16 protein-coding genes and 1 tRNA gene are annotated in these 19534 nt (G+C 68.3%); 3 read left to right on the top strand and 14 right to left on the bottom strand.

Annotated elements, in window-relative coordinates; all coding sequences use genetic code 11:
• Positions 1–83: 83 nt before the first annotated feature.
• The 10 genes from AN215_RS21675 to AN215_RS21630 all read right to left on the bottom strand — a co-directional run bounded on the left by AN215_RS21675 (position 84) and on the right by AN215_RS21630 (position 13314).
• A complete protein-coding gene (locus tag AN215_RS21675; protein WP_070008909.1) occupies positions 84–3983 on the bottom strand; it encodes a DNA-directed RNA polymerase subunit beta' in 3900 nt (1299 codons plus the stop codon).
• 123 nt (positions 3984–4106) lie between these two features.
• Positions 4107–7592, bottom strand: a complete 3486-nt coding sequence (gene rpoB, locus AN215_RS21670) for a DNA-directed RNA polymerase subunit beta (RefSeq protein ID WP_070008908.1) — start codon at positions 7590–7592, stop codon at positions 4107–4109.
• A gap of 518 nt (positions 7593–8110) precedes the next feature.
• Positions 8111–8500, bottom strand: coding sequence for a 50S ribosomal protein L7/L12 (gene rplL / locus AN215_RS21665; RefSeq protein WP_070008907.1), 390 nt, complete (start codon positions 8498–8500; stop codon positions 8111–8113).
• Positions 8501–8617: 117 nt separating this feature from the next.
• A complete protein-coding gene (gene rplJ / locus AN215_RS21660) occupies positions 8618–9157 on the bottom strand; it encodes a 50S ribosomal protein L10 (RefSeq protein WP_070008906.1) in 540 nt (179 codons plus the stop codon).
• Positions 9158–9450: 293 nt separating this feature from the next.
• Positions 9451–10344, bottom strand: a complete 894-nt coding sequence (locus tag AN215_RS21655; protein ID WP_070008905.1) for an SCO4651 family lipoprotein — start codon at positions 10342–10344, stop codon at positions 9451–9453.
• A gap of 152 nt (positions 10345–10496) precedes the next feature.
• On the bottom strand, positions 10497–11219 hold the full coding sequence (gene rplA / locus AN215_RS21650; RefSeq protein ID WP_070008904.1) for a 50S ribosomal protein L1: 723 nt from the start codon (positions 11217–11219) through the stop codon (positions 10497–10499).
• A gap of 101 nt (positions 11220–11320) precedes the next feature.
• Complete coding sequence (gene rplK, locus AN215_RS21645; RefSeq protein ID WP_055485920.1) at positions 11321–11755, bottom strand: 50S ribosomal protein L11; 435 nt, start codon at positions 11753–11755, stop codon at positions 11321–11323.
• 162 nt (positions 11756–11917) lie between these two features.
• Positions 11918–12778: a transcription termination/antitermination protein NusG gene (gene nusG, locus AN215_RS21640; RefSeq protein ID WP_070008903.1), complete on the bottom strand. Its 861-nt coding sequence runs from the start codon at positions 12776–12778 to the stop codon at positions 11918–11920.
• Between the two features lie 71 nt (positions 12779–12849).
• The gene (gene secE, locus AN215_RS21635) at positions 12850–13131 is read right to left on the bottom strand and encodes a preprotein translocase subunit SecE (RefSeq protein ID WP_070008902.1); all 282 of its coding nucleotides are present in this window, start codon (positions 13129–13131) and stop codon (positions 12850–12852) included.
• Positions 13132–13241: 110 nt separating this feature from the next.
• Positions 13242–13314: transfer RNA gene (locus tag AN215_RS21630), tRNA-Trp, on the bottom strand.
• 177 nt (positions 13315–13491) lie between these two features.
• Here AN215_RS21630 and AN215_RS21625 point away from each other — a divergent pair.
• Together AN215_RS21625 and AN215_RS21620 are read left to right on the top strand one after the other, a co-directional pair.
• Positions 13492–14730: a pyridoxal phosphate-dependent aminotransferase gene (locus AN215_RS21625; RefSeq protein WP_070008901.1), complete on the top strand. Its 1239-nt coding sequence runs from the start codon at positions 13492–13494 to the stop codon at positions 14728–14730.
• Between the two features lie 143 nt (positions 14731–14873).
• Entirely contained in the window at positions 14874–15887 is a 1014-nt protein-coding gene (locus AN215_RS21620; RefSeq protein WP_070008900.1) for an adenosine deaminase, read from the top strand.
• On the opposite strand, the gene AN215_RS21615 is transcribed toward AN215_RS21620, so the two are convergent.
• Complete coding sequence (locus tag AN215_RS21615; RefSeq protein WP_070008899.1) at positions 15884–16546, bottom strand: TetR/AcrR family transcriptional regulator; 663 nt, start codon at positions 16544–16546, stop codon at positions 15884–15886. The genes AN215_RS21620 and AN215_RS21615 overlap by 4 nt on opposite strands.
• Before the next feature lie 93 nt (positions 16547–16639).
• Here AN215_RS21615 and AN215_RS21610 point away from each other — a divergent pair, with 93 nt between their 5' ends.
• Positions 16640–17284, top strand: a complete 645-nt coding sequence (locus tag AN215_RS21610; protein ID WP_070008898.1) for an NAD(P)-dependent oxidoreductase — start codon at positions 16640–16642, stop codon at positions 17282–17284.
• Positions 17285–17467: 183 nt separating this feature from the next.
• On the opposite strand, the gene AN215_RS21605 is transcribed toward AN215_RS21610, so the two are convergent.
• From AN215_RS21605 to AN215_RS21595, 3 genes are read right to left on the bottom strand one after another with little or no spacing between them, the layout of a single operon-like run.
• On the bottom strand, positions 17468–18562 hold the full coding sequence (locus AN215_RS21605; protein ID WP_275521478.1) for a UDP-N-acetylmuramate dehydrogenase: 1095 nt from the start codon (positions 18560–18562) through the stop codon (positions 17468–17470).
• 37 nt (positions 18563–18599) lie between these two features.
• A complete protein-coding gene (locus tag AN215_RS21600) occupies positions 18600–19034 on the bottom strand; it encodes a MaoC family dehydratase (RefSeq protein WP_070008896.1) in 435 nt (144 codons plus the stop codon).
• Positions 19034–19513: a MaoC family dehydratase N-terminal domain-containing protein gene (locus AN215_RS21595; RefSeq protein WP_070008894.1), complete on the bottom strand. Its 480-nt coding sequence runs from the start codon at positions 19511–19513 to the stop codon at positions 19034–19036. The genes AN215_RS21600 and AN215_RS21595 overlap by 1 nt, the downstream gene beginning before the upstream one ends.
• Positions 19514–19534 lie beyond the last annotated feature (21 nt).

The raw sequence follows: 19534 nt of genomic DNA, 5'->3' as shown, positions 1-19534 counted from the left end.
CCACCCCCTCCGGCTCATCATGCACAGAGGACGGCCGCCCCGGTAGGGACGGCCGTCCTCTGTAGCAGAGCTATGACCTCGGGTCAGGCGTTGTACGGCCCGTAGTCGTAGTCCTCGAGCGGGACGGCCTGACCGGAGCCGGTGCCGAACGGCGAGTAGTCGATGTCGTCGTAGCCGACGGCCGAGTACATCGCGGCCTTGGCCTCCTCGGTGGGCTCCACCCGGATGTTGCGGTAACGGGACAGGCCCGTACCGGCCGGGATGAGCTTACCGATGATGACGTTCTCCTTGAGGCCGATCAGGGAGTCGGACTTGGCGTTGATCGCCGCGTCCGTGAGGACCCTGGTCGTCTCCTGGAAGGACGCCGCCGACAGCCACGACTCGGTCGCCAGCGAAGCCTTGGTGATACCCATCAGCTGCGGACGGCCGGAGGCCGGGTGGCCGCCTTCCGCCACGACCCGACGGTTCTCACCCTCGAACTTCGTACGCTCCACGAGCTCGCCCGGCAGCAGCTCCGCGTCGCCGGACTCGATGATCGTCACGCGGCGCAGCATCTGCCGGATGATGATCTCGATGTGCTTGTCGTGGATCGAGACACCCTGCGAGTTGTAGACCTTCTGGACCTCGCCGACCAGGTGCACCTGGACCGCACGCTGGCCGAGGATGCGCAGCACGTCGTGCGGGTTGGTGGCACCCACCGTCAGCGCCTGGCCGACGGAGACGTGGTCGCCCTCGCCCACCAGCAGCCTGGCGCGCTTGCTGACGGCGTACGAGGTCTCGTCCGAGCCGTCGTCCGGGGTGACGACGACCTTCTTGGTCTTCTCCGTCTCCTCGATACGGGCACGGCCGGCCGATTCGGAGATCGGCGCGACGCCCTTGGGCGTACGGGCCTCGAACAGCTCGACCACACGCGGCAGACCCTGCGTGATGTCGTCACCGGCCACACCACCGGTGTGGAAGGTACGCATCGTGAGCTGGGTGCCGGGCTCACCGATCGACTGGGCCGCGATGATGCCGACGGCCTCGCCGATGTCGACCAGCTTGCCGGTGGCCAGCGAGCGGCCGTAGCACATGGCGCAGGTGCCGACCGTCGACTCGCACGTGAGGATGGAACGGGTCTTGACGGTCTCCACGCCGTGCCGCACCAGCTCGTCGATGAGCACGTCGCCCAGGTCGGTGCCGGCCGGGGCCAGCACCTTGCCGTCGACGACGATGTCCTCGGCGAGGCAGCGCGCGTACACGCTGGTCTCCACGTCCGCGGCCTTGCGCAGCACGTCGTCGGCGCCCCTTGCCGCGATCTCCAGCTTCAGACCGCGGTCGGTGCCGCAGTCCTCCTCGCGGATGATCACGTCCTGGGAGACGTCGACGAGCCGGCGCGTCAGGTAACCGGAGTCGGCGGTACGCAGGGCGGTGTCCGCGAGACCCTTACGGGCACCGTGCGTGGAGATGAAGTACTCCAGCACGGAGAGACCCTCACGGAACGACGCCTTGATCGGCCGCGGGATGGTCTCGTTCTTCGCGTTGGACACCAGACCGCGCATGCCGGCGATCTGACGCATCTGCATCATGTTCCCTCGGGCGCCCGAGTCGACCATCATGAAGATCGGGTTCGTCTTCGGGAAGTTCTCGCTCATCGCCTCGGAGACCTCGTTGGTCGCCTTGGTCCAGATCGCGATGAGCTCCTGCGTGCGCTCGTCCTTGGTGATCAGGCCGCGCTCGTACTGCTTCTGGACCTTCTCGTCCTGCTCCTCGTAACCGGCGATGATCTCCGGCTTGGCGTCGGGGACGACGACGTCCGAGATCGCGATGGTGACGCCGGAGCGGGTCGCCCAGAAGTAACCGGCCGACTTCAGGTTGTCCAGCGCCGCGGCGACGGTGACCTTCGGGTAGCGCTCGGCCAGGTCGTTGACGATCTGGGAGAGCTCCTTCTTGCCGACCGAGTACTCGACGTACGGGTACTCCTCGGGCAGCAGCTCGTTGAAGAGCGCACGGCCCAGCGTCGTACGCAGCCGGAAGCCGTCGCCGGGCTGCCACTCGGGCTCACCCTGCTCGGGCATCGGAGGCGTCCACTCCGCCGGCGGCACCGAGCCGATCGGGAAGCGGATGTCGATCTCCGCCTGGAGCGAGAGCTCCCCGGCGTCGAAGGCCATGATCGCTTCGGCGGTGGAGTTGAACGACCTGCCGTCGCCGATGGTCTCGCGCTGCTCCTCGGTGGTCGTGAGGAAGAACAGCCCGAGCACCATGTCCTGCGTGGGCATGGTCACCGGCCGGCCATCGGCCGGCTTGAGGATGTTGTTCGAGGACAGCATCAGGATGCGGGCCTCGGCCTGCGCCTCCGCGGACAGCGGCAGGTGCACGGCCATCTGGTCACCGTCGAAGTCCGCGTTGAACGCGGTGCACACGAGCGGGTGGATCTGAATGGCCTTGCCCTCGACCAGCTGCGGCTCGAAGGCCTGGATGCCGAGGCGGTGCAGGGTCGGTGCGCGGTTGAGCAGCACCGGGTGCTCCGCGATGACCTCTTCCAGCACGTCGTAGACGACCGTACGGCCGCGCTCGACCATGCGCTTCGCCGACTTGATGTTCTGCGCGTGGTTGAGATCCACCAGGCGCTTCATCACGAACGGCTTGAAGAGCTCCAGCGCCATGGCCTTCGGCAGGCCGCACTGGTGCAGCTTGAGCTGCGGGCCGACGACGATCACGGAACGCGCCGAGTAGTCGACGCGCTTGCCGAGCAGGTTCTGCCGGAAGCGGCCCTGCTTGCCCTTGAGCATGTCGGACAGCGACTTCAGCGGACGGTTGCCGGGACCCGTGACCGGGCGGCCGCGGCGGCCGTTGTCGAAGAGCGCGTCGACTGCCTCCTGCAGCATCCGCTTCTCGTTGTTCACGATGATCTCGGGCGCGCCGAGGTCGAGCAGACGCTTCAGGCGGTTGTTGCGGTTGATGACGCGGCGGTAGAGGTCGTTCAGGTCGGAGGTCGCGAAGCGGCCACCGTCCAGCTGCACCATCGGACGCAGGTCCGGCGGGATCACCGGCACGCAGTCCAGCACCATGCCCTTGGGGCTGTTACTGGTCTGCAGGAAGGCGGAGACGACCTTGAGGCGCTTGAGCGCACGGGTCTTCTTCTGGCCCTTGCCGGTACGGATGATCTCGCGGAGCCGCTCCGCCTCCTCGTCCAGGTCGAAGGTCTCCAGGCGCTTCTGCAGAGCAGCCGCACCCATGGAGCCGTCGAAGTAGGTCCCGAAGCGGTCGCGCAGCTCGCGGTAGAGCAGCTCGTCGCCCTCCAGGTCCTGGACCTTGAGGTTCTTGAAGCGGGACCACACCTCGTCGAGGCGGTCGATCTCGCGCTGCGCACGGTCGCGGATCTGCTTCATCTCGCGCTCGGCGCCTTCACGCACCTTGCGGCGCACGTCCGCCTTGGCACCCTCCGCCTCGAGCTCGGCCAGGTCGGCCTCCTGCTTCTTGGCGCGGGTCTCCAGGTCGGCGTCGCGGCGCTGCTCGATCTGCTGGCGCTCGACACCGACATGCGCCTCCAGGGAGGGCAGGTCGCGCGTGCGGCGCTCCTCGTCGACATACGTGATCATGTACGCCGCGAAGTAGATGACCTTCTCCAGGTCCTTCGGAGCGAGATCCAGCAGGTACCCCAGGCGGGACGGAACGCCCTTGAAGTACCAGATGTGGGTGACGGGCGCGGCCAGCTCGATGTGGCCCATCCGCTCGCGGCGCACCTTGGCGCGGGTGACCTCGACACCGCAGCGCTCACAGATGATGCCCTTGAAGCGGACGCGCTTGTACTTGCCGCAGTAGCACTCCCAGTCCCGGGTCGGACCGAAGATCTTCTCGCAGAAGAGTCCGTCCTTCTCGGGCTTGAGGGTTCGGTAGTTGATGGTTTCCGGCTTCTTGACCTCGCCGTGCGACCACTGACGGATGTCGTCGGCGGTGGCCAGGCCGATCCGCAGTTCGTCGAAGAAGTTGACGTCGAGCACTCTCGTCAATCCCTCTCAGGGTTGTGATGAATGGTCTGAGCGGGGTTTGGAGGGGTGGCCTCCAGGCCCCCAGGGCCGAGGGGGAGGCCGGCACGCCTGGCGAACGCGTCCCGGCCAGACCCGTCAGACCTCTTCGACGCTGCTCGGCTCGCGCCGGGACAGGTCGATACCGAGCTCCTCCGCCGCGCGGAAGACGTCCTCGTCCGTGTCACGCATCTCGATGGACATGCCGTCCGAGGACAGCACCTCCACGTTGAGGCAGAGCGACTGCATCTCCTTGATGAGCACCTTGAACGACTCAGGGATGCCCGGCTCGGGGATGTTCTCGCCCTTGACGATGGCTTCGTAGACCTTCACGCGGCCGGTGACATCGTCCGACTTGATGGTGAGGAGCTCCTGCAGCGCGTACGCGGCGCCGTACGCCTCCAGGGCCCACACCTCCATCTCACCGAAGCGCTGGCCACCGAACTGTGCCTTACCGCCCAGCGGCTGCTGGGTGATCATGCTGTACGGGCCGGTCGAGCGTGCGTGCAGCTTGTCGTCGACCAAGTGGTGCAGCTTGAGGATGTACATGTAGCCGACCGAGATCGGTGCCGGGAACGGCTCTCCGGAACGCCCGTCGAACAGGTGGGCCTTGCCGGAGGGCAGAACCATCCGGTCGCCGTCCCTGTTCGGCACGGTGGCCTGGAAGAGGCCGGCGATCTCGTCCTCACGCGCGCCGTCGAAGACCGGGGTGGCGACGTTGGTCCCGGACTGGACCTCGTCCGCGCCGATCTGCTGCAGGCGCCGCGCCCACTCCTCGTCGATGCCCGCGACGTTCCAGCCCTGGGAGGCGAGCCAGCCCAGGTGGATCTCCAGCACCTGTCCCGGGTTCATACGGGACGGGACGCCGAGCGGGTTGAGGATGACGTCGACCGGGGTGCCGTCCTCCAGGAACGGCATGTCCTCGACCGGGAGGATCTTGGAGATGACGCCCTTGTTGCCGTGACGGCCGGCGAGCTTGTCACCGTCGGTGATCTTCCGCTTCTGCGCCACATACACGCGCACCAGCTGATTCACACCCGGGGGCAGCTCGTCGCCCTCCTCGCGGTCGAAGACGCGGACGCCGATGACCTTGCCGGTCTCGCCGTGCGGCACCTTCAGCGAGGTGTCACGGACCTCGCGCGCCTTCTCACCGAAGATCGCACGCAGCAGCCGCTCCTCCGGAGTCAGCTCGGTCTCACCCTTCGGGGTGACCTTGCCGACGAGGATGTCGCCTGCCTCGACCTCGGCACCGATGCGGATGATGCCGCGCTCGTCGAGGTCGGCGAGGACCTCCTCGGAGACGTTCGGGATGTCCCGGGTGATCTCCTCGGGGCCGAGCTTGGTGTCACGGGCGTCGACCTCGTGCTCCTCGATGTGGATCGAGGAGAGGACGTCGTCCTGCACCAGACGCTGGCTGAGGATGATCGCGTCCTCGTAGTTGTAGCCCTCCCAGGGCATGAAGGCGACCAGCAGGTTCTTGCCGAGCGCCATCTCACCCTCGTCGGTGGACGGGCCGTCGGCCAGGACCTGGCCCTCGATCACCCGCGAGCCCTCGTCCACGAGCACCTTCTGGTTGAAGGAGGTTCCCTGGTTGGAGCGGGTGAACTTGGCGACGCGGTACGTGGTGTAGGTGCCGTCGTCGTTGGCCACCGTGACGTAGTCCGCGGAGACCTCCTGGACCACGCCGTCCTTCTCGGCCTTGATGACGTCACCGGCGTCGACCGCGCAGCGGTACTCCATGCCGGTGCCGACCAGCGGCGACTCGGCCTTGATGAGCGGCACCGCCTGCCGCATCATGTTCGACCCCATGAGCGCGCGGTTGGCGTCGTCGTGCTCCAGGAAGGGGATCATGGCGGTCGCGACCGACACCATCTGGCGCGGCGAGACGTCCATGTAGTCCACGTCGTCGCCCGGGATCAGGTCGACCTCGCCGCCTCGCCGGCGGATCAGCACCCGGTCCTCCGCGAACCGCATCTCGTCGGTGAGAGGCGCGTTCGCCTGCGCGATGACGAAGCGGTCCTCCTCGTCGGCCGTCAGGTAGTGCACCTCGTCGCCGACGACACCGTCGACGACCTTGCGGTACGGCGTCTCCACGAAGCCGAACGCGTTCAGGCGTCCGTACGAGGCGAGCGAACCGATCAGACCGATGTTCGGTCCTTCGGGCGTCTCGATCGGGCACATCCGGCCGTAGTGCGAGGGGTGCACGTCACGGACCTCGAAGCCCGCCCGCTCACGGCTGAGACCACCCGGGCCGAGCGAGTTGAGACGGCGCTTGTGGGTGAGCCCGGAGATCGGGTTCGTCTGGTCCATGAACTGGGACAGCTGGCTGGTGCCGAAGAACTCCTTGATGGAGGCGACGACCGGCCGGATGTTGATCAGCGTCTGCGGCGTGATCGCCTCGACGTCCTGCGTGGTCATCCGCTCACGGACGACACGCTCCATACGGGCGAGGCCGGTGCGGACCTGGTTCTGGATGAGCTCGCCGACGTTGCGCAGGCGGCGGTTGCCGAAGTGGTCGATGTCGTCGGTCTCGATGACGATCTCGTCGCCCTCGGCCGAAGTCGACTCCGTCTCGCCCGCGTGCAGCTTGACCAGGTACTTGATCGTGGCGATGACGTCCGCCGTGGTGAGCACGCCGGAGTCCAGCGGCTCGTCGCCGCCGAGCTTCTTGTTGATCTTGTGCCTGCCGACCTTGGCCAGGTCGTAACGCTTCGGGTTGAAGTAGAGGTTCTCCAGCAGCGTCTGCGCGGCCTCACGCGTCGGGGGCTCGCCCGGGCGCAGCTTGCGGTAGATGTCGAGCAGCGCGTCGTCCTGACCCTGGGTGTGGTCCTTCTCCAGGGTGGCGCGCATCGACTCGTACTGGCCGAACTCCTCGAGGATCTGCTCGTTCGTCCAGCCGAGAGCCTTCAGCAGCACGGTCACGGACTGCTTGCGCTTGCGGTCGATGCGCACGCCGACCATGTCGCGCTTGTCGACCTCCATCTCCAGCCAGGCACCCCGGGACGGGATGATCTTGGCGGAGTAGATGTCCTTGTCGGACGTCTTGTCGATGGAGCTGTCGAAGTAGGCACCCGGCGAGCGGACGAGCTGCGTGACGACGACACGCTCGGTGCCGTTGATCACGAAGGTGCCCTTGTCCGTCATCAGCGGGAAGTCGCCCATGAAGACGGTCTGGGACTTGATCTCGCCGGTCTCGTTGTTGGTGAACTCGGCGGTGACGAAGAGCGGAGCCGCGTACGTGAAGTCGCGCTCCTTGCACTCGTCGATCGAATTCTTCGGGGGCTCGAAACGGTGGTCGCGGAAAGTCAGCGACATCGATCCCGAGAAGTCCTCGATCGGGGAGATCTCCTCGAAGATCTCCTCCAGACCGGACTTGGTGGGGACGTCGTTTCCGCTCTCCAGCGCAGCCTCGACCCGGGACTTCCAGGCTTCGTTACCGAGCAGCCAGTCAAAACTCTCGGTCTGGAGCGCAAGGAGGTTGGGAACCTCGAGAGGTTCCTTGATCTTCGCAAAAGAGATACGCAGCGGGGCGGTGCTGGCGCCGTTGTTCGAATTGGCGGTCGAGGCAGTGCGCGAGGCGGCCAAGAGGGGGTCCTTCCGAGGGCTCGGACTCTCTACGCGCATACCGGTGCCCCTGGTGACGGGCAGGGAGCAGCTAACAGGCAGCGCAAAGGGTCAGTGTAGCCTCAAGGCCCACTGATGTCCAGAGCAGATTTCCGGGACCGGGCCTCGGTCCCGGTCTCCGCCTCCAGCCGGTGGCAATCTCTCCTCCGGGAGGACCCTGTCCCTCGTTCCCTCCGGGAGGGCCCCCTAGTTGTTCTTCTTCGCCGCGGCCCGTCCCGACGGCCTCGGTACGTCGGGGCGGAACGTGCTTGCCGCAACACTTCCCGCTTCGTCCTCGATCCATGCCTCGGAACCCGGATCGATGCGAACGGCGCGTCCAGAGAATTGCGCGCCAAGTGCCGTTCGTCAAGGGCCCCACGGCAGCGAAGATCACCATACCCGCCCGTTCCGAGGGGTTCTGTGAGTGCCGCAGAGACGCCGAAGGGCGATCACCCGGCTGGGTGATCGCCCCTGGCTGAGGGGTCTGGCGACCCCGATGATCACTTGACCTCGACGGAGGCGCCGGCGCCCTCGAGGGACTCCTTCGCCTTGTCCGCGGCGTCCTTCGCGACCTTCTCGAGGACCGGCTTCGGGGTGCTGTCCACGAGCTCCTTGGCCTCCTTCAGACCCAGCGAGGTCAGCTCGCGCACGACCTTGATGACCTGGATCTTCTTGTCGCCGGCGCCGGTGAGGACGACGTCGAACTCGTCCTGCTCCTCGGCCTCCTCGGCGGCCCCGCCGCCCTGGCCGGGGGCGGCGACGGCGACGGCGGCCGGGGCGGCCGCCTCGACGTCGAACTTCTCCTCGAACTTCTTCACGAAGTCGGAGAGCTCGATGAGGGTCATCTCACTGAACTGCTCGAGCAGCTCGTCCTGGCTGAGCTTCGCCATGGTGGCGGTCCTTCCACTAGTCCGGCTGGTGCCGTGTGTACGTATCGACGGGTTCGTCAGACTTCGAGCCCGCTGCGACCGGGTGCGTGTGCTTGCCCGGCCTCGACGGGAGCCGAATTACTCGGCACCGCCCTGCTCGACCTTGCTGCGCAGCGCGTCCGCGGTACGGGCGAACTTCGACAGCGGGGCCTGGAAGGTCGCCGCGGCCTTCGCCATGGACGCCTTCATGCCGCCGGCCAGCTTGGCGAGCAGCACCTCGCGGGATTCGAGCGCCGCGAGCTTGTTCAGGTCGGCGGCGCTGTACAGCGCGCCGTCGACGATGCCGCCCTTGATTTCCAGGGCGGGGTTTTCCTTGGCGAAGTCACGAAGACCCTTCGCCGCCGTGACCGGGTCACCGGTGACGAAGGCGACGGCCGACGAGCCCGTGAAGAACTCGTCGAGCTCGTTGAACCCGGCCTCTTTGGCCGCGATCTTGGTCAGAGTGTTCTTCACCACGCGGTACTGGGCGTCCCCGCCGAGCGAGCGGCGCAGCTCCCTGAGCTGGGCAACCGAAAGCCCTGTGTACGCGGTGACCACTGCGGCGTTGGAGTCACGGAACTTGTTCGTGATCTCCTCAACGGCGGCGATCTTGTCGGGCGCGACCTGCTCCCTCGCCATGAGCCTCGGCCTCCTTCCGGGTGATGAGACCGCTCGGAAGGGGCTGGAACGACGAAACGCCCCTGCGCAGGCGCATGGGGCGTGGCTCGACCGCGACGACGGACACGTCGCGCGGGAGCTTCCTCATTCACCTACGCGGGTCGCCCGCAGCTAGCGGATCCTTCGGCCACCGTGCCCTCTGAGTGAGCACGACGACGACCAGCGGTCTTTGGCTTCGTACGAGATTACGCGAACGCCCCCTCCGGCACCAAATCCGGTGCCGGAGGGGGCGCACACTCTTGCCGGTCTCCGGCTCAGCTGCGGCCGGGCAGCGCCTCCTCGAAGGAGAGCGTGTCGGAGGCGGGCGGCGCCTCGACGGAGACCTCGGTGCCGTAGTCCGAGTAGAAGACTGTCGAGTTCAGGTCGCCGTTCTTGCCCTTGGCCCGCTCCTGCTTCTTCACCAGCAGATCGTCGCCGTCGATCCAGACGTCGACCTTCTCGGTCTTGAAGCCCTGCTGCTTGAGCTGGTCGGAGAGCTGATCAAGTTCCTTCTCGCTGAGCTTCTCGGACTGCATGCGAGCCAGCTCGGCGACCTCGATCGTGCCGCTGTAGTGGTCGGTCTTCTTGCCCTTGACCGTCTCGGAACCGACCTTCTTCACCTTGCCGCTGGCCAGGAGCAGATCCACCGAGCGGGCCGGGTTGTTGTTCTGCATCTGGTCCTTGACGAGCGCGCCCGACGGGCCCGACTGCTCGGCCAGCTTGTCGTAGTCGTACTTCATCCAGTGCTTGCCCTTGCCCGCCGTGGACGCGAACTGGTCACCGAGGTTCACGTACATGGCGTCCTCGGTGTAGCGGGCGGGCATGGGCTTGCCGCTCGTCGGCAGGCCGCTCGCGCCGGAGCCCTGCTGGGTGACGGTCATGTCGGCGGTGGTGCCGCCGCCCGACCAGTCGACGGTGCCCTCGGTCTTCGTGGAGATCTCGCCGCGCGGGGTGCCCTGCGTCTGGTCGCCCTCGACCTTCGCGGACTTTTTCTCCTCCGTGCTCTTCGACGCCTGCTCCAGCTCGGTGACGGCCACCTGCGCGGGCGAGAGGCCCTGCTTCTCCTCGGAGCCGCTCGCGGAGTCCTTGCCGCCGGAGCCGCCACAGGCGGTGAGGCCTGCCGCCATCACAACTCCGGCCGCCATCATGGCGATTCGGGCCTGGCGCATCTGATTCCCCCTGATTTTCCACTTGTTGAGCAGTACGCAGAGGACCTTAACCCGGAGATGCCCGCCGTGTGCAACGCACGACTGGGCCCCGCCCTCCGGGGAGGACGGGGCCCAGCATCACGTCGCGGTCCGCGCGGGCCTGAGCGGGGCGCTCAGACCGCGGCGGGGTCCTCCTCGGTCAGGAGGTTGCGGGTGCGGTTGGGGTCGACAGGGATGCCGGGGCCCATCGTGGTGGCGATGGACGTCTTCTTCACGTAACGGCCCTTGGCGGCCGACGGCTTCAGACGCTGGACCTCGTCGAGCGCCGCGGCGTAGTTCTCGACGAGCTGCGTGTCGTCGAACGACGCCTTGCCGATGATGAAGTGGAGGTTGGCGTGCTTGTCGACACGGAACTCGATCTTGCCGCCCTTGATGTCGTTGACGGCCTTGGTCACATCGGGCGTGACGGTGCCGGTCTTCGGGTTCGGCATCAGACCACGCGGACCGAGCACACGGCCTAGGCGGCCGACCTTGCCCATCAGGTCCGGAGTGGCGACGACGGCGTCGAAGTCCAGACGGCCGCCGGCGACCTCCTCGATCAGCTCGTCGCCGCCGACGATGTCGGCTCCCGCGGCCTCCGCGGCTGCTGCACGGTCACCGGTCGCGAAGACCAGGACCCGGGCGGTCTTGCCGGTGCCGTGCGGCAGGTTCACGGTGCCGCGGACCATCTGGTCGGCCTTGCGCGGGTCGACGCCCAGACGCAGGGCGACCTCGACGGTCGCGTCGAACTTCTTGGTGGAGGTCTCCCTGGCGAGGCGGATGGCCTCGAGCGGGGCGTAGAGACGCTCCCGGTCGATCTTGGCGTCCGCGCTGCGGAATGCCTTGCTGCGCTTCACTTCTGCTCCTGACAGTGTCGTCGTACGGCTGTGGCCGCACGGCGGTTACGGAGTCGTGGTACGGGCCTGCGCAGGCCCTGCCACGGGGGCTGACCGGCCGGTCAGCTCTCGACGGTCACGCCCATCGAACGGGCGGTGCCGGCGATGATCTTCTCGGCCTGGTCCAGGTCGTTGGCGTTCAGGTCGGGCATCTTCGTCGTGGCGATCTCCCGCACCTGGTCACGCGTGATCTTCGCGACCTTCGTCGTGTGCGGGGTGCCGGAGCCCTTCTCCACACCCGCGGCCTTCAGGATCATCTTCGACGCCGGCGGCGTCTTGGTGATGAACGTGAAGGAGCGGTCCTCGTAGACCGTGATCTCCACGGGGATGACCCAGCCGCGCTGCGACTCGGTCGCCGCGTTGTAGGCCTTGCAGAACTCCATGATGTTGACGCCGTGCTGACCCAGCGCCGGGCCGACCGGCGGTGCCGGGTTGGCCGCGCCGGCCTGGATCTGGAGCTTGATCAGCCCCGCGACCTTCTTCTTCTTGGGAGGCATGCTCTCTCCGGGTCCTTAGTGAGAGGTGATTCGGCCTCCACCCTTCGAGCGGATGAAGGCATACCGCACCACGATAGCCGGTACCGTGGCGCGCGCTGAAACCGGCAGCTCAGGCACCCCTCGCAGGGGTGTGCCGAGCCGCCGAAAGCCGGGTGGGGACGGTCAGTTCTTCTGGATCTGGTCGAAGCTCAGCTCGACCGGGGTCTCCCGGCCGAAGATCTCGACAAGGCCCTTGACCTTCTTGGAATCGGCGTTGATCTCGTTGATCGTCGCCTGCAGCGTGGCGAACGGGCCGTCGGTGACCGTGACCGAGTCGCCGACCTCGAAGTCCAGCACCTGGACCTCGACCTTTCGCCCGGGTCCGCCGGCGGGCTTGCCCTCCTCCTCGGCGGCTGCCGCCTTGGCGGCCTTCTCCTCGGCCTCGGGAGCGAGCATCTTGACGATCTCGTCGAGGGTCAGCGGGTACGGGTCGTAGGCGTTGCCGACGAAGCCCGTGACGCCCGGGGTGTTGCGGACGACGCCCCAGGATTCGTTGGTGAGATCCATGCGGACGAGGACGTAACCCGGGAGCTTGTTCTGCCGGACCGTGCGGCGGTCGCCGTTCTTGATCTGGACGACCTCTTCCTGCGGCACCTCGGCCTGGAAGATGAAGTCCTCGACGTTGAGGGAGACGGCGCGCTGCTCGAGGTTCGTCTTCACGCGGTTCTCGTAGCCCGCGTAGGTGTGGATCACGTACCACTCGCCGGGAAGGATGCGCAGTTCGTCGCGGAGCGCGGCGACAGGGTCCTCGGTCTCCGGCTCCTCCAGGAGCCCGGCTTCGCCGCCGCCCTGAGCTGCGGCGTCCTCGGCGGTCTCCGCGATCTCGTCCGACTCGACGTGGACGGCGGCCTCCTCGGCCGGCTCGCCCGCTTCTGCGTCGACCTGCTCCTGCTCCACGCTGTCGTCCGCCGCCTCGACGATGTCGCGTGCGGTGTCGTCGCCCTCACCGGGCTCGACGGCATCGTTCAGGTTCGGATCAGACACGGTGGCTGCTTCTTCCTGGCTTCATAGGTTCGAACGTACGGAAGGCGCCGCGTGGCGGTGCCTTCGCGGGCTCAGCCGAAAACGTACTTGATGACCTCGGTGAACCCGTAGTCAATCACGGTGACGAAACCGATCATGATGGCTACGAAGACGATCACCACGCTCGTGTACGTCGACAGCTGATGCCTGGTGGGCCAGACGACCTTGCGCAGCTCGGCGACGATCTGCCGGTAGAAAAGACCGAGGCGCCCGAAGGGGCCCTTCTTGCCGCGCTTGCCCCCTCGGCGGGACTTGCCGCCCTCCGACGACCCTCCGGGCTCTGGGACCTGGGTGGTATCCGTGATCTCCGTCACTCGTCCTCACCTGATCCGGGTCGTTGCCGTGCGGCGTTCGGCCCGGCCGCACAGCGGTGCATTTCAGTACGTACGCAAGCACTCACACGCCGCATCGACGGTGTGTGGAGCAGGGCCGGAGGGACTCGAACCCCCAACCGCTGGTTTTGGAGACCAGTGCTCTTCCAATTGAGCTACGACCCTTTGTGATTCCCCAACTTACCGCATCGGAACGACTGCTCGGTGTGCGTGCCTGACGACGGGCCGGGAACCGACGACGTGTGAGTGTACGTGGTCCGCGCGCGAGCGTCGAACACGTAACCCGGCCCCGGTCCCGAATCCCCGGTGCCGCGGCGCACGGGCGTCTGGGAACATGCCTCCATGAGCGCTGCAACGCCACCTGCACAGTCACCCACCGAACGACGTGTCTCGGCCCGAGTGGGGTCGATCTCCGAGTCCGCGACGCTCGCCGTCGACGCCAAGGCGAAGGCCCTCAAGGCCGCCGGGCGTCCGGTGATCGGCTTCGGCGCGGGCGAACCGGACTTCCCGACGCCCGACTACATCGTTGACGCGGCGGCGGAGGCCTGCCGCGACACGAGGAACCACCGGTACACACCGGCCGGCGGCCTCCCGGAGCTGAAGGCCGCGATCGCCGAAAAGACGCTGCGCGATTCCGGTTACGAGATCGACCCCGCGCAGGTGCTGGTCACCAACGGCGGCAAGCAGGCGATCTACGAGTCCTTCGCCGCGGTCCTCGACCCGGGTGACGAGGTCATCGTCCCCGCTCCGTACTGGACCACCTACCCCGAGTCGATCAGGCTCGCGGGCGGTGTGCCCGTGCCCGTCACCGCCGACGAGACGACCGACTATCTCGTGAGCGTCGAGCAGTTGGAGGCGGCGCGCACGGACCGTACGAAGATGGTCGTCTTCGTCTCGCCCTCCAACCCCACCGGCGCGGTCTACCCGGCGGCTCAGGTCGAGGCCGTCGGCAAGTGGGCCGTCGAGCACGGGCTGTGGGTGCTGACGGACGAGATCTACGAGCATCTCGTGTACGGCGACGCCGTGTTCACCTCGCTGCCGGCCGCCGTGCCCGAACTGCGCGACAAGTGCGTCGTCGTCAACGGAGTGGCCAAGACGTACGCGATGACCGGCTGGCGCGTCGGCTGGATCATCGGTCCTAAGGACGTCGTGAAGGCGGCCACGAACCTGCAGTCGCACGCCACTTCGAACGTCAGCAACGTGGCGCAGGTCGCCGCGGTCGCCGCCGTGTCGGGCGACCTGGAGGCGGTCGCGGCGATGCGTACGGCCTTCGACCGCCGTCGTCGCACCATCGTGCGGATGCTGAACGAAATCGATGGGGTGGTCTGCCCCGAGCCCGAGGGCGCCTTCTACGTGTACCCCTCCGTGAAGGGACTGCTGGGCAAGGAGATCCGCGGCAGGCGCCCGGCCTCGAGCGTCGAGCTGGCCGAGCTGATCCTGGAGGAGGTTGAGGTCGCGGTCGTACCGGGCGAGGCGTTCGGCACCCCCGGTTACCTGCGGCTCTCGTACGCGCTCGGGGACGAGGACCTGGCCGAGGGCGTCTCCCGCATGCAGAAGCTGCTGGGCGAGGCCCGCGGCTGAGGCCCGGGGGCCGCACGCCCTGGGTCCGCAGTCGAGGACGGTCCGCCGCGCTGATGCCGGCGGGCCGTCCTCCTGTTCGGTGCGGCGCTCGTTCAGGGACGGGCGGCTACCGGCGGAGGACCGGTTTGCGGCAGGATCTGTGGATGGCTGTCCGAGATCTGCGCACCCTGCCCAAGGCCCATCTGCATCTGCACTTCACGGGTTCGATGCGTCCCGCCACACTGCTGGAGCTCGCCGACAAGTACGGCGTGCACCTGCCGTCGGCGTTGAGCGGCGGCGAGCCTCCCGAGCTGAGGGCGACGGACGAGCGGGGCTGGTTCCGCTTCCAGCGGCTCTACGACATCGCGCGCTCCTGCCTGCGCGAACCCGAGGACATCCGGCGGCTGGTACGCGAGGCCGCGGAGGAGGACGTGCGGGACGGTTCGCACTGGCTGGAGATCCAGGTGGACCCCACCTCGTACGCCCCGCGGCTGGGGGGTCTGATCCCGGCGCTGGAGATCATCCTGGACGCGGTGGACAGCGCGGCCCGGGAGACCGGCCTCGGAATGCGGCTCGTCGTGGCGGCGAACCGGATGAAGCACCCGCTGGACGCCCGTACTCTCGCGCGCCTCGCCGTGCGTTTCCGGGACCGCGGCATCGTCGGATTCGGGCTGTCCAACGACGAACGGCGGGGATTCGCGCGCGACTTCGACCGGGCGTTCGCGATCGCCCGTCACGGCGGGCTGCTCGCGGTGCCGCACGGCGGGGAGCTCAACGGCCCGGACAGCGTGCGCGACTGCCTCGACGACCTGCACGCGGCCCGCGTCGGGCACGGCGTGCGCGCTGCCGACGATCCGGCGCTGCTCGCGCGGCTCGCGGAGCGCAAGGTCACCTGCGAGGTCTGTCCGGCCTCGAACGTCGCGCTGGGTGTGTACGACAAGCCGGAGGACGTGCCGATGCGCACGCTCTGGAACGCGGGGGTGCCGATGGCTCTCGGCGCCGACGACCCGCTGCTGTTCGGTTCGCGGCTCGCCGCCCAGTACGCCATCGCCAGGGAGGCGCACGGGTTCACCGACCACGAACTGGCCGAGCTGGCAAGGCAGTCGGTACGTGCGGCCTCGATGCCGGCGGACGTACGGGAGAAGACCCTCACCGGCATCGACGAGTGGCTCGCTTAGCGAGCCTCCGTATCCGGGCTCGCGGAGGGAGCGATTCCGGCGAGCAGCGTACGGACGATGCCTACGGCGAATTCCTCGACCGGCTGCGCCGTGTCCGCCCCGCCCCCGATGCTCAGCAGAATCGCCCGCTGGCTGCACGCCCCCATCAGCAGCGCGGCGGCGGCCTCCGGGTCGGCGTCGGGGCGGATGCGGCCGGCGTCGCGCTCGCCGTGCAGATAGGCGGCGAGCGACTCGGCGGGCTTGTGCGGTCCGGTGCCGAGACTGCGCATCGCCTCGTCGTGACGCTGCAGCAGCTTCGGCTCGGCGAACAGGGAAGCGGAGATGGGGAAGCTGCGTTCGTAGAAGCGGGCCGCACGCCGGGCGATCTCGGTGAGGTTCTGCTCGACGCTCCGGGCGTCGGACCCGTGGGCCGCGGGCGGACCGGCGGTGAGCTCGTCGAGCAGCGGGCTGAGCGGAGGCAGCCGCTCCTTCAGGACGTGGACGAAGATCTCCTCCTTGCTCTTGAAGTGCTTGTAGAGGGCGGCCTCCGAGCAACTCGCGGCGCGGGCGATCTCCTTGGTTGTTGCGCGCGCGAGGCCGATGGTGCGCATCCGCTCCTCGGCGGCGTCGAGGATGCGTTCCCGGGTGGCGCGGGCGGCGCCCGAAGGGTGAGTGGGCATTCGCTCACCTTAGTGGCAGAGTGGTGGGAGTAGGTGAGTGTTCACTCACCTACTCCCACCACTCTGCACCGGGAACACGGAAGGGCGACGCTGATGCGCTTCACAGTCTTCGGGGCGACCGGCGGCACAGGCCGGCAGCTCGTACAACAGGCGCTGGACGCCGGGCACGAAGTCACCGCGGTCGTACGCGATCCGGCGCGGTTGCCCGTACGGAACGAAGGACCCGTACGGCTGGAGGTCGTCACCGCGGAGGTCACCGACCCGGAAGCGCTGGTGCCCGCGGTGGCCGGGCGCGACGCGGTGCTCTCGGCGCTGGGTGCGCCCAGCAACAAGGCCGCGGGCATCGCCTCACGCGGGACGCGGGCGATACTGCGTGCCATGGAGGAGGGCGGGGCGCGCCGCTACATCGGGGTGAGCGCGGCTCCGGTGGTCTCCTGGGACGAGGGCGAGAGTCTGCTGGTCCGCAGGGTGATGGTGCCGCTGCTGCGCCGGGCGCTGCGTCAGGTGTACGCGGACCTGGCCGTGATGGAGGACGCGGTGCGGGCGAGCGGTCTGGAGTGGACGGTCGTGCGGCCGCCCAAGCTGACGGACAAGCCCGCGAGCGGCACGTACCAGCGGGTGATCGGCGGCAATGTGCCGCGCAGCCACTCCGTCTCCCGCGCCGATCTTGCTGCCGCCATCCTGGCGATGGTGGAGGATCCGGCGACGGTGGGGCAGGGAGTAGGGGTCGCCTCCTGAGCGTCCTGAGCGTCCTGGTCGGCGGGACAGGAAGCAGGGAACCGGGAACCGGGAGCGCCCGGAGCCCTGCCGTGGGGGACGACGCACGGGGGCGCGTGGGTGCACAGCAGGGGTTGCGGTGTCCCGGGCGCGCGGGCAGCCACCTCGCGGCCGGAATCCCGGGACGTACCAGCCCGTGACGTACTACAGCGCGCAGCCGACCGTCACGGGCTCGTTGACCAGCGTGACGCCGAAGGCCTCGCGCACCCCGTCCCGTACCTCACGGGCCAGCGCGAGGAGGTCGGCCGTCGACGCCTCTCCACGGTTCGTGAGCGCGAGGGTGTGCTTGGTGGAGATGCGGGCCGGACCCGTCCCGTACCCCTTCGCGAACCCGGCGCGGTCGATGAGCCAGGCGGCCGAGGTCTTGGTGCCGCCGTCCCCGGCGGGAAAGGCGGGCGCCGCGACATCGCCTCCCAGGCGTTCGGCCACGCGGGCCGTGAATGCGGCGAACTCCTCCTCGTCGAGGACGGGGTTGGTGAAGAAGGACCCCGCGGACCAGGTGTCGTGGTCCTCCGGGTCGAGCACCATTCCCTTGCCCGCGCGGAGCTTGAGGACCGTCTCGCGCGCCGTCTGCGCGGACACGCGGTCGCCGGGCTCGACTCCGAGGACGCGGGCGGTCTCCGCGTACTTCAGGGGCGCCGACAGGCCGCCGGCGTCCTCGAGTTCGAAGCGGACACGGAGCACGACGTGGCGGGTGGGGTCTGCCTTGAAGCGGCTGTGGCGGTATGAGAAGCCGCACTCGGAGCCCGGGATCGTGACCGTCTCGTCCGCACGCCGGTCGTAGGCGACGACCTCGGTGATGGTCGCGGAGACCTCCTGGCCGTACGCACCCACGTTCTGGATGGGCGTCGCACCGGCGGAGCCGGGGATTCCGGCCAGGCACTCGACGCCCGCGAGGCCGGCCTCGACCGTGCGGGCCACGGCATCCGACCAGTTCTCCCCCGCCGCCAACTCCAGGCGCGTACCGGAGAGTTCGAAGCCGGTGGTGGCGATGCGCAGGGCGGTGCCCGGGAAGCCCTCGTCCGCGATGACGAGGTTGCTGCCGCCGCCGACGATCAGCAGCGGGGTGCCGGCGGTGTCGGCCTCGCGGACGGCGGCGACGACCTCGTCGTCGGTCGTGGCCGTGCGGAGGCGGGCGGCGGGACCGCCGAGCCGGAAGGTGGTCAGCGGGGCGAGGGGGGCGTCATGGAGTTCCTGCACGCGCTCCAGCGTACGAGAGCGCGCGGGGCGGGCGGCCACGGCGGCACCCCTGTCCCCGCCCCGGCGTACGGACCCGTCAGGCGAGCCGCACCACGGCCCTGGACATGCCCAGCACCTTCTGGCCCGCGCTCATCACCGTCAGATCAACCCGTACGGTGCGTGCCTCGCCGTCGAGCTTGGCCGCGACCTTTCCGCTCACCTCGACGGACGCGCCCTTGTCGTCATCGGGCACGACGACGGGCCTGGTGAAGCGCACCCCGTACTCGACGACCGCCCCCGGATCGCCGGTCCAGTCGGTGACGACGCGGATCGCCTCGGCCATCGTGAACATGCCGTGAGCGATGACGTCGGGCAGGCCGACCTCCTTGGCGAAACGCTCGTTCCAGTGAATGGGGTTGAAGTCCCCCGAGGCTCCGGCGTAGCGCACGAGCCGCTCCCGGTCCACGGGGAAGGTGCACGCGGGCAGTTCGGTGCCGGCCTCGACATCCTCGTACGCGATCTTCGCTGCCATCACGCTTCCCCTGTCTGCGACGCGGGCTGCTCTTCCTCGGCGCCACGGGCGACCAGCTTGGTGTGGGCGGTCACCACGTGCTCGCCCGACTCGTCGTGCACCTCGCCGCGCACGTCGAGGATGTCGTTGCCCGCCATGGACCTGACCGACTCGATGGTCGATGTGACGGTCAGACGGTCCCCCGCCCGTACGGGACGGGTGTAGGCGAACTTCTGGTCCCCGTGCACCACACGGCTGTAGTCGAGGCCCAGCTGCGGGTCCTCGGTGACCTGCCGGGCCGCGCGGAAGGTGATCGCGAAGACGAACGTCGGCGGGGCGATCACATCGGGGTGCCCGAGGGCTTCGGCGGCCGCGCGGTCCGTGTACGCCGGGTTGGTGTCGCCGATGGCCTCGGCGAACTCGCGGATCTTCTCGCGGCCCACTTCGTACGGGGCCGTGGGCGGATAGCTCCGCCCGACGAAGGACTGGTCGAGCGCCATGAGTGCGGCACCTCCTGGTCG

The sequence above is a fragment of the Streptomyces abyssalis genome (assembly GCF_001751365.1).
GTDB lineage: Bacteria > Actinomycetota > Actinomycetes > Streptomycetales > Streptomycetaceae > Streptomyces > Streptomyces abyssalis.
This window is presented reverse-complemented; position numbering and strand designations above follow the sequence as displayed.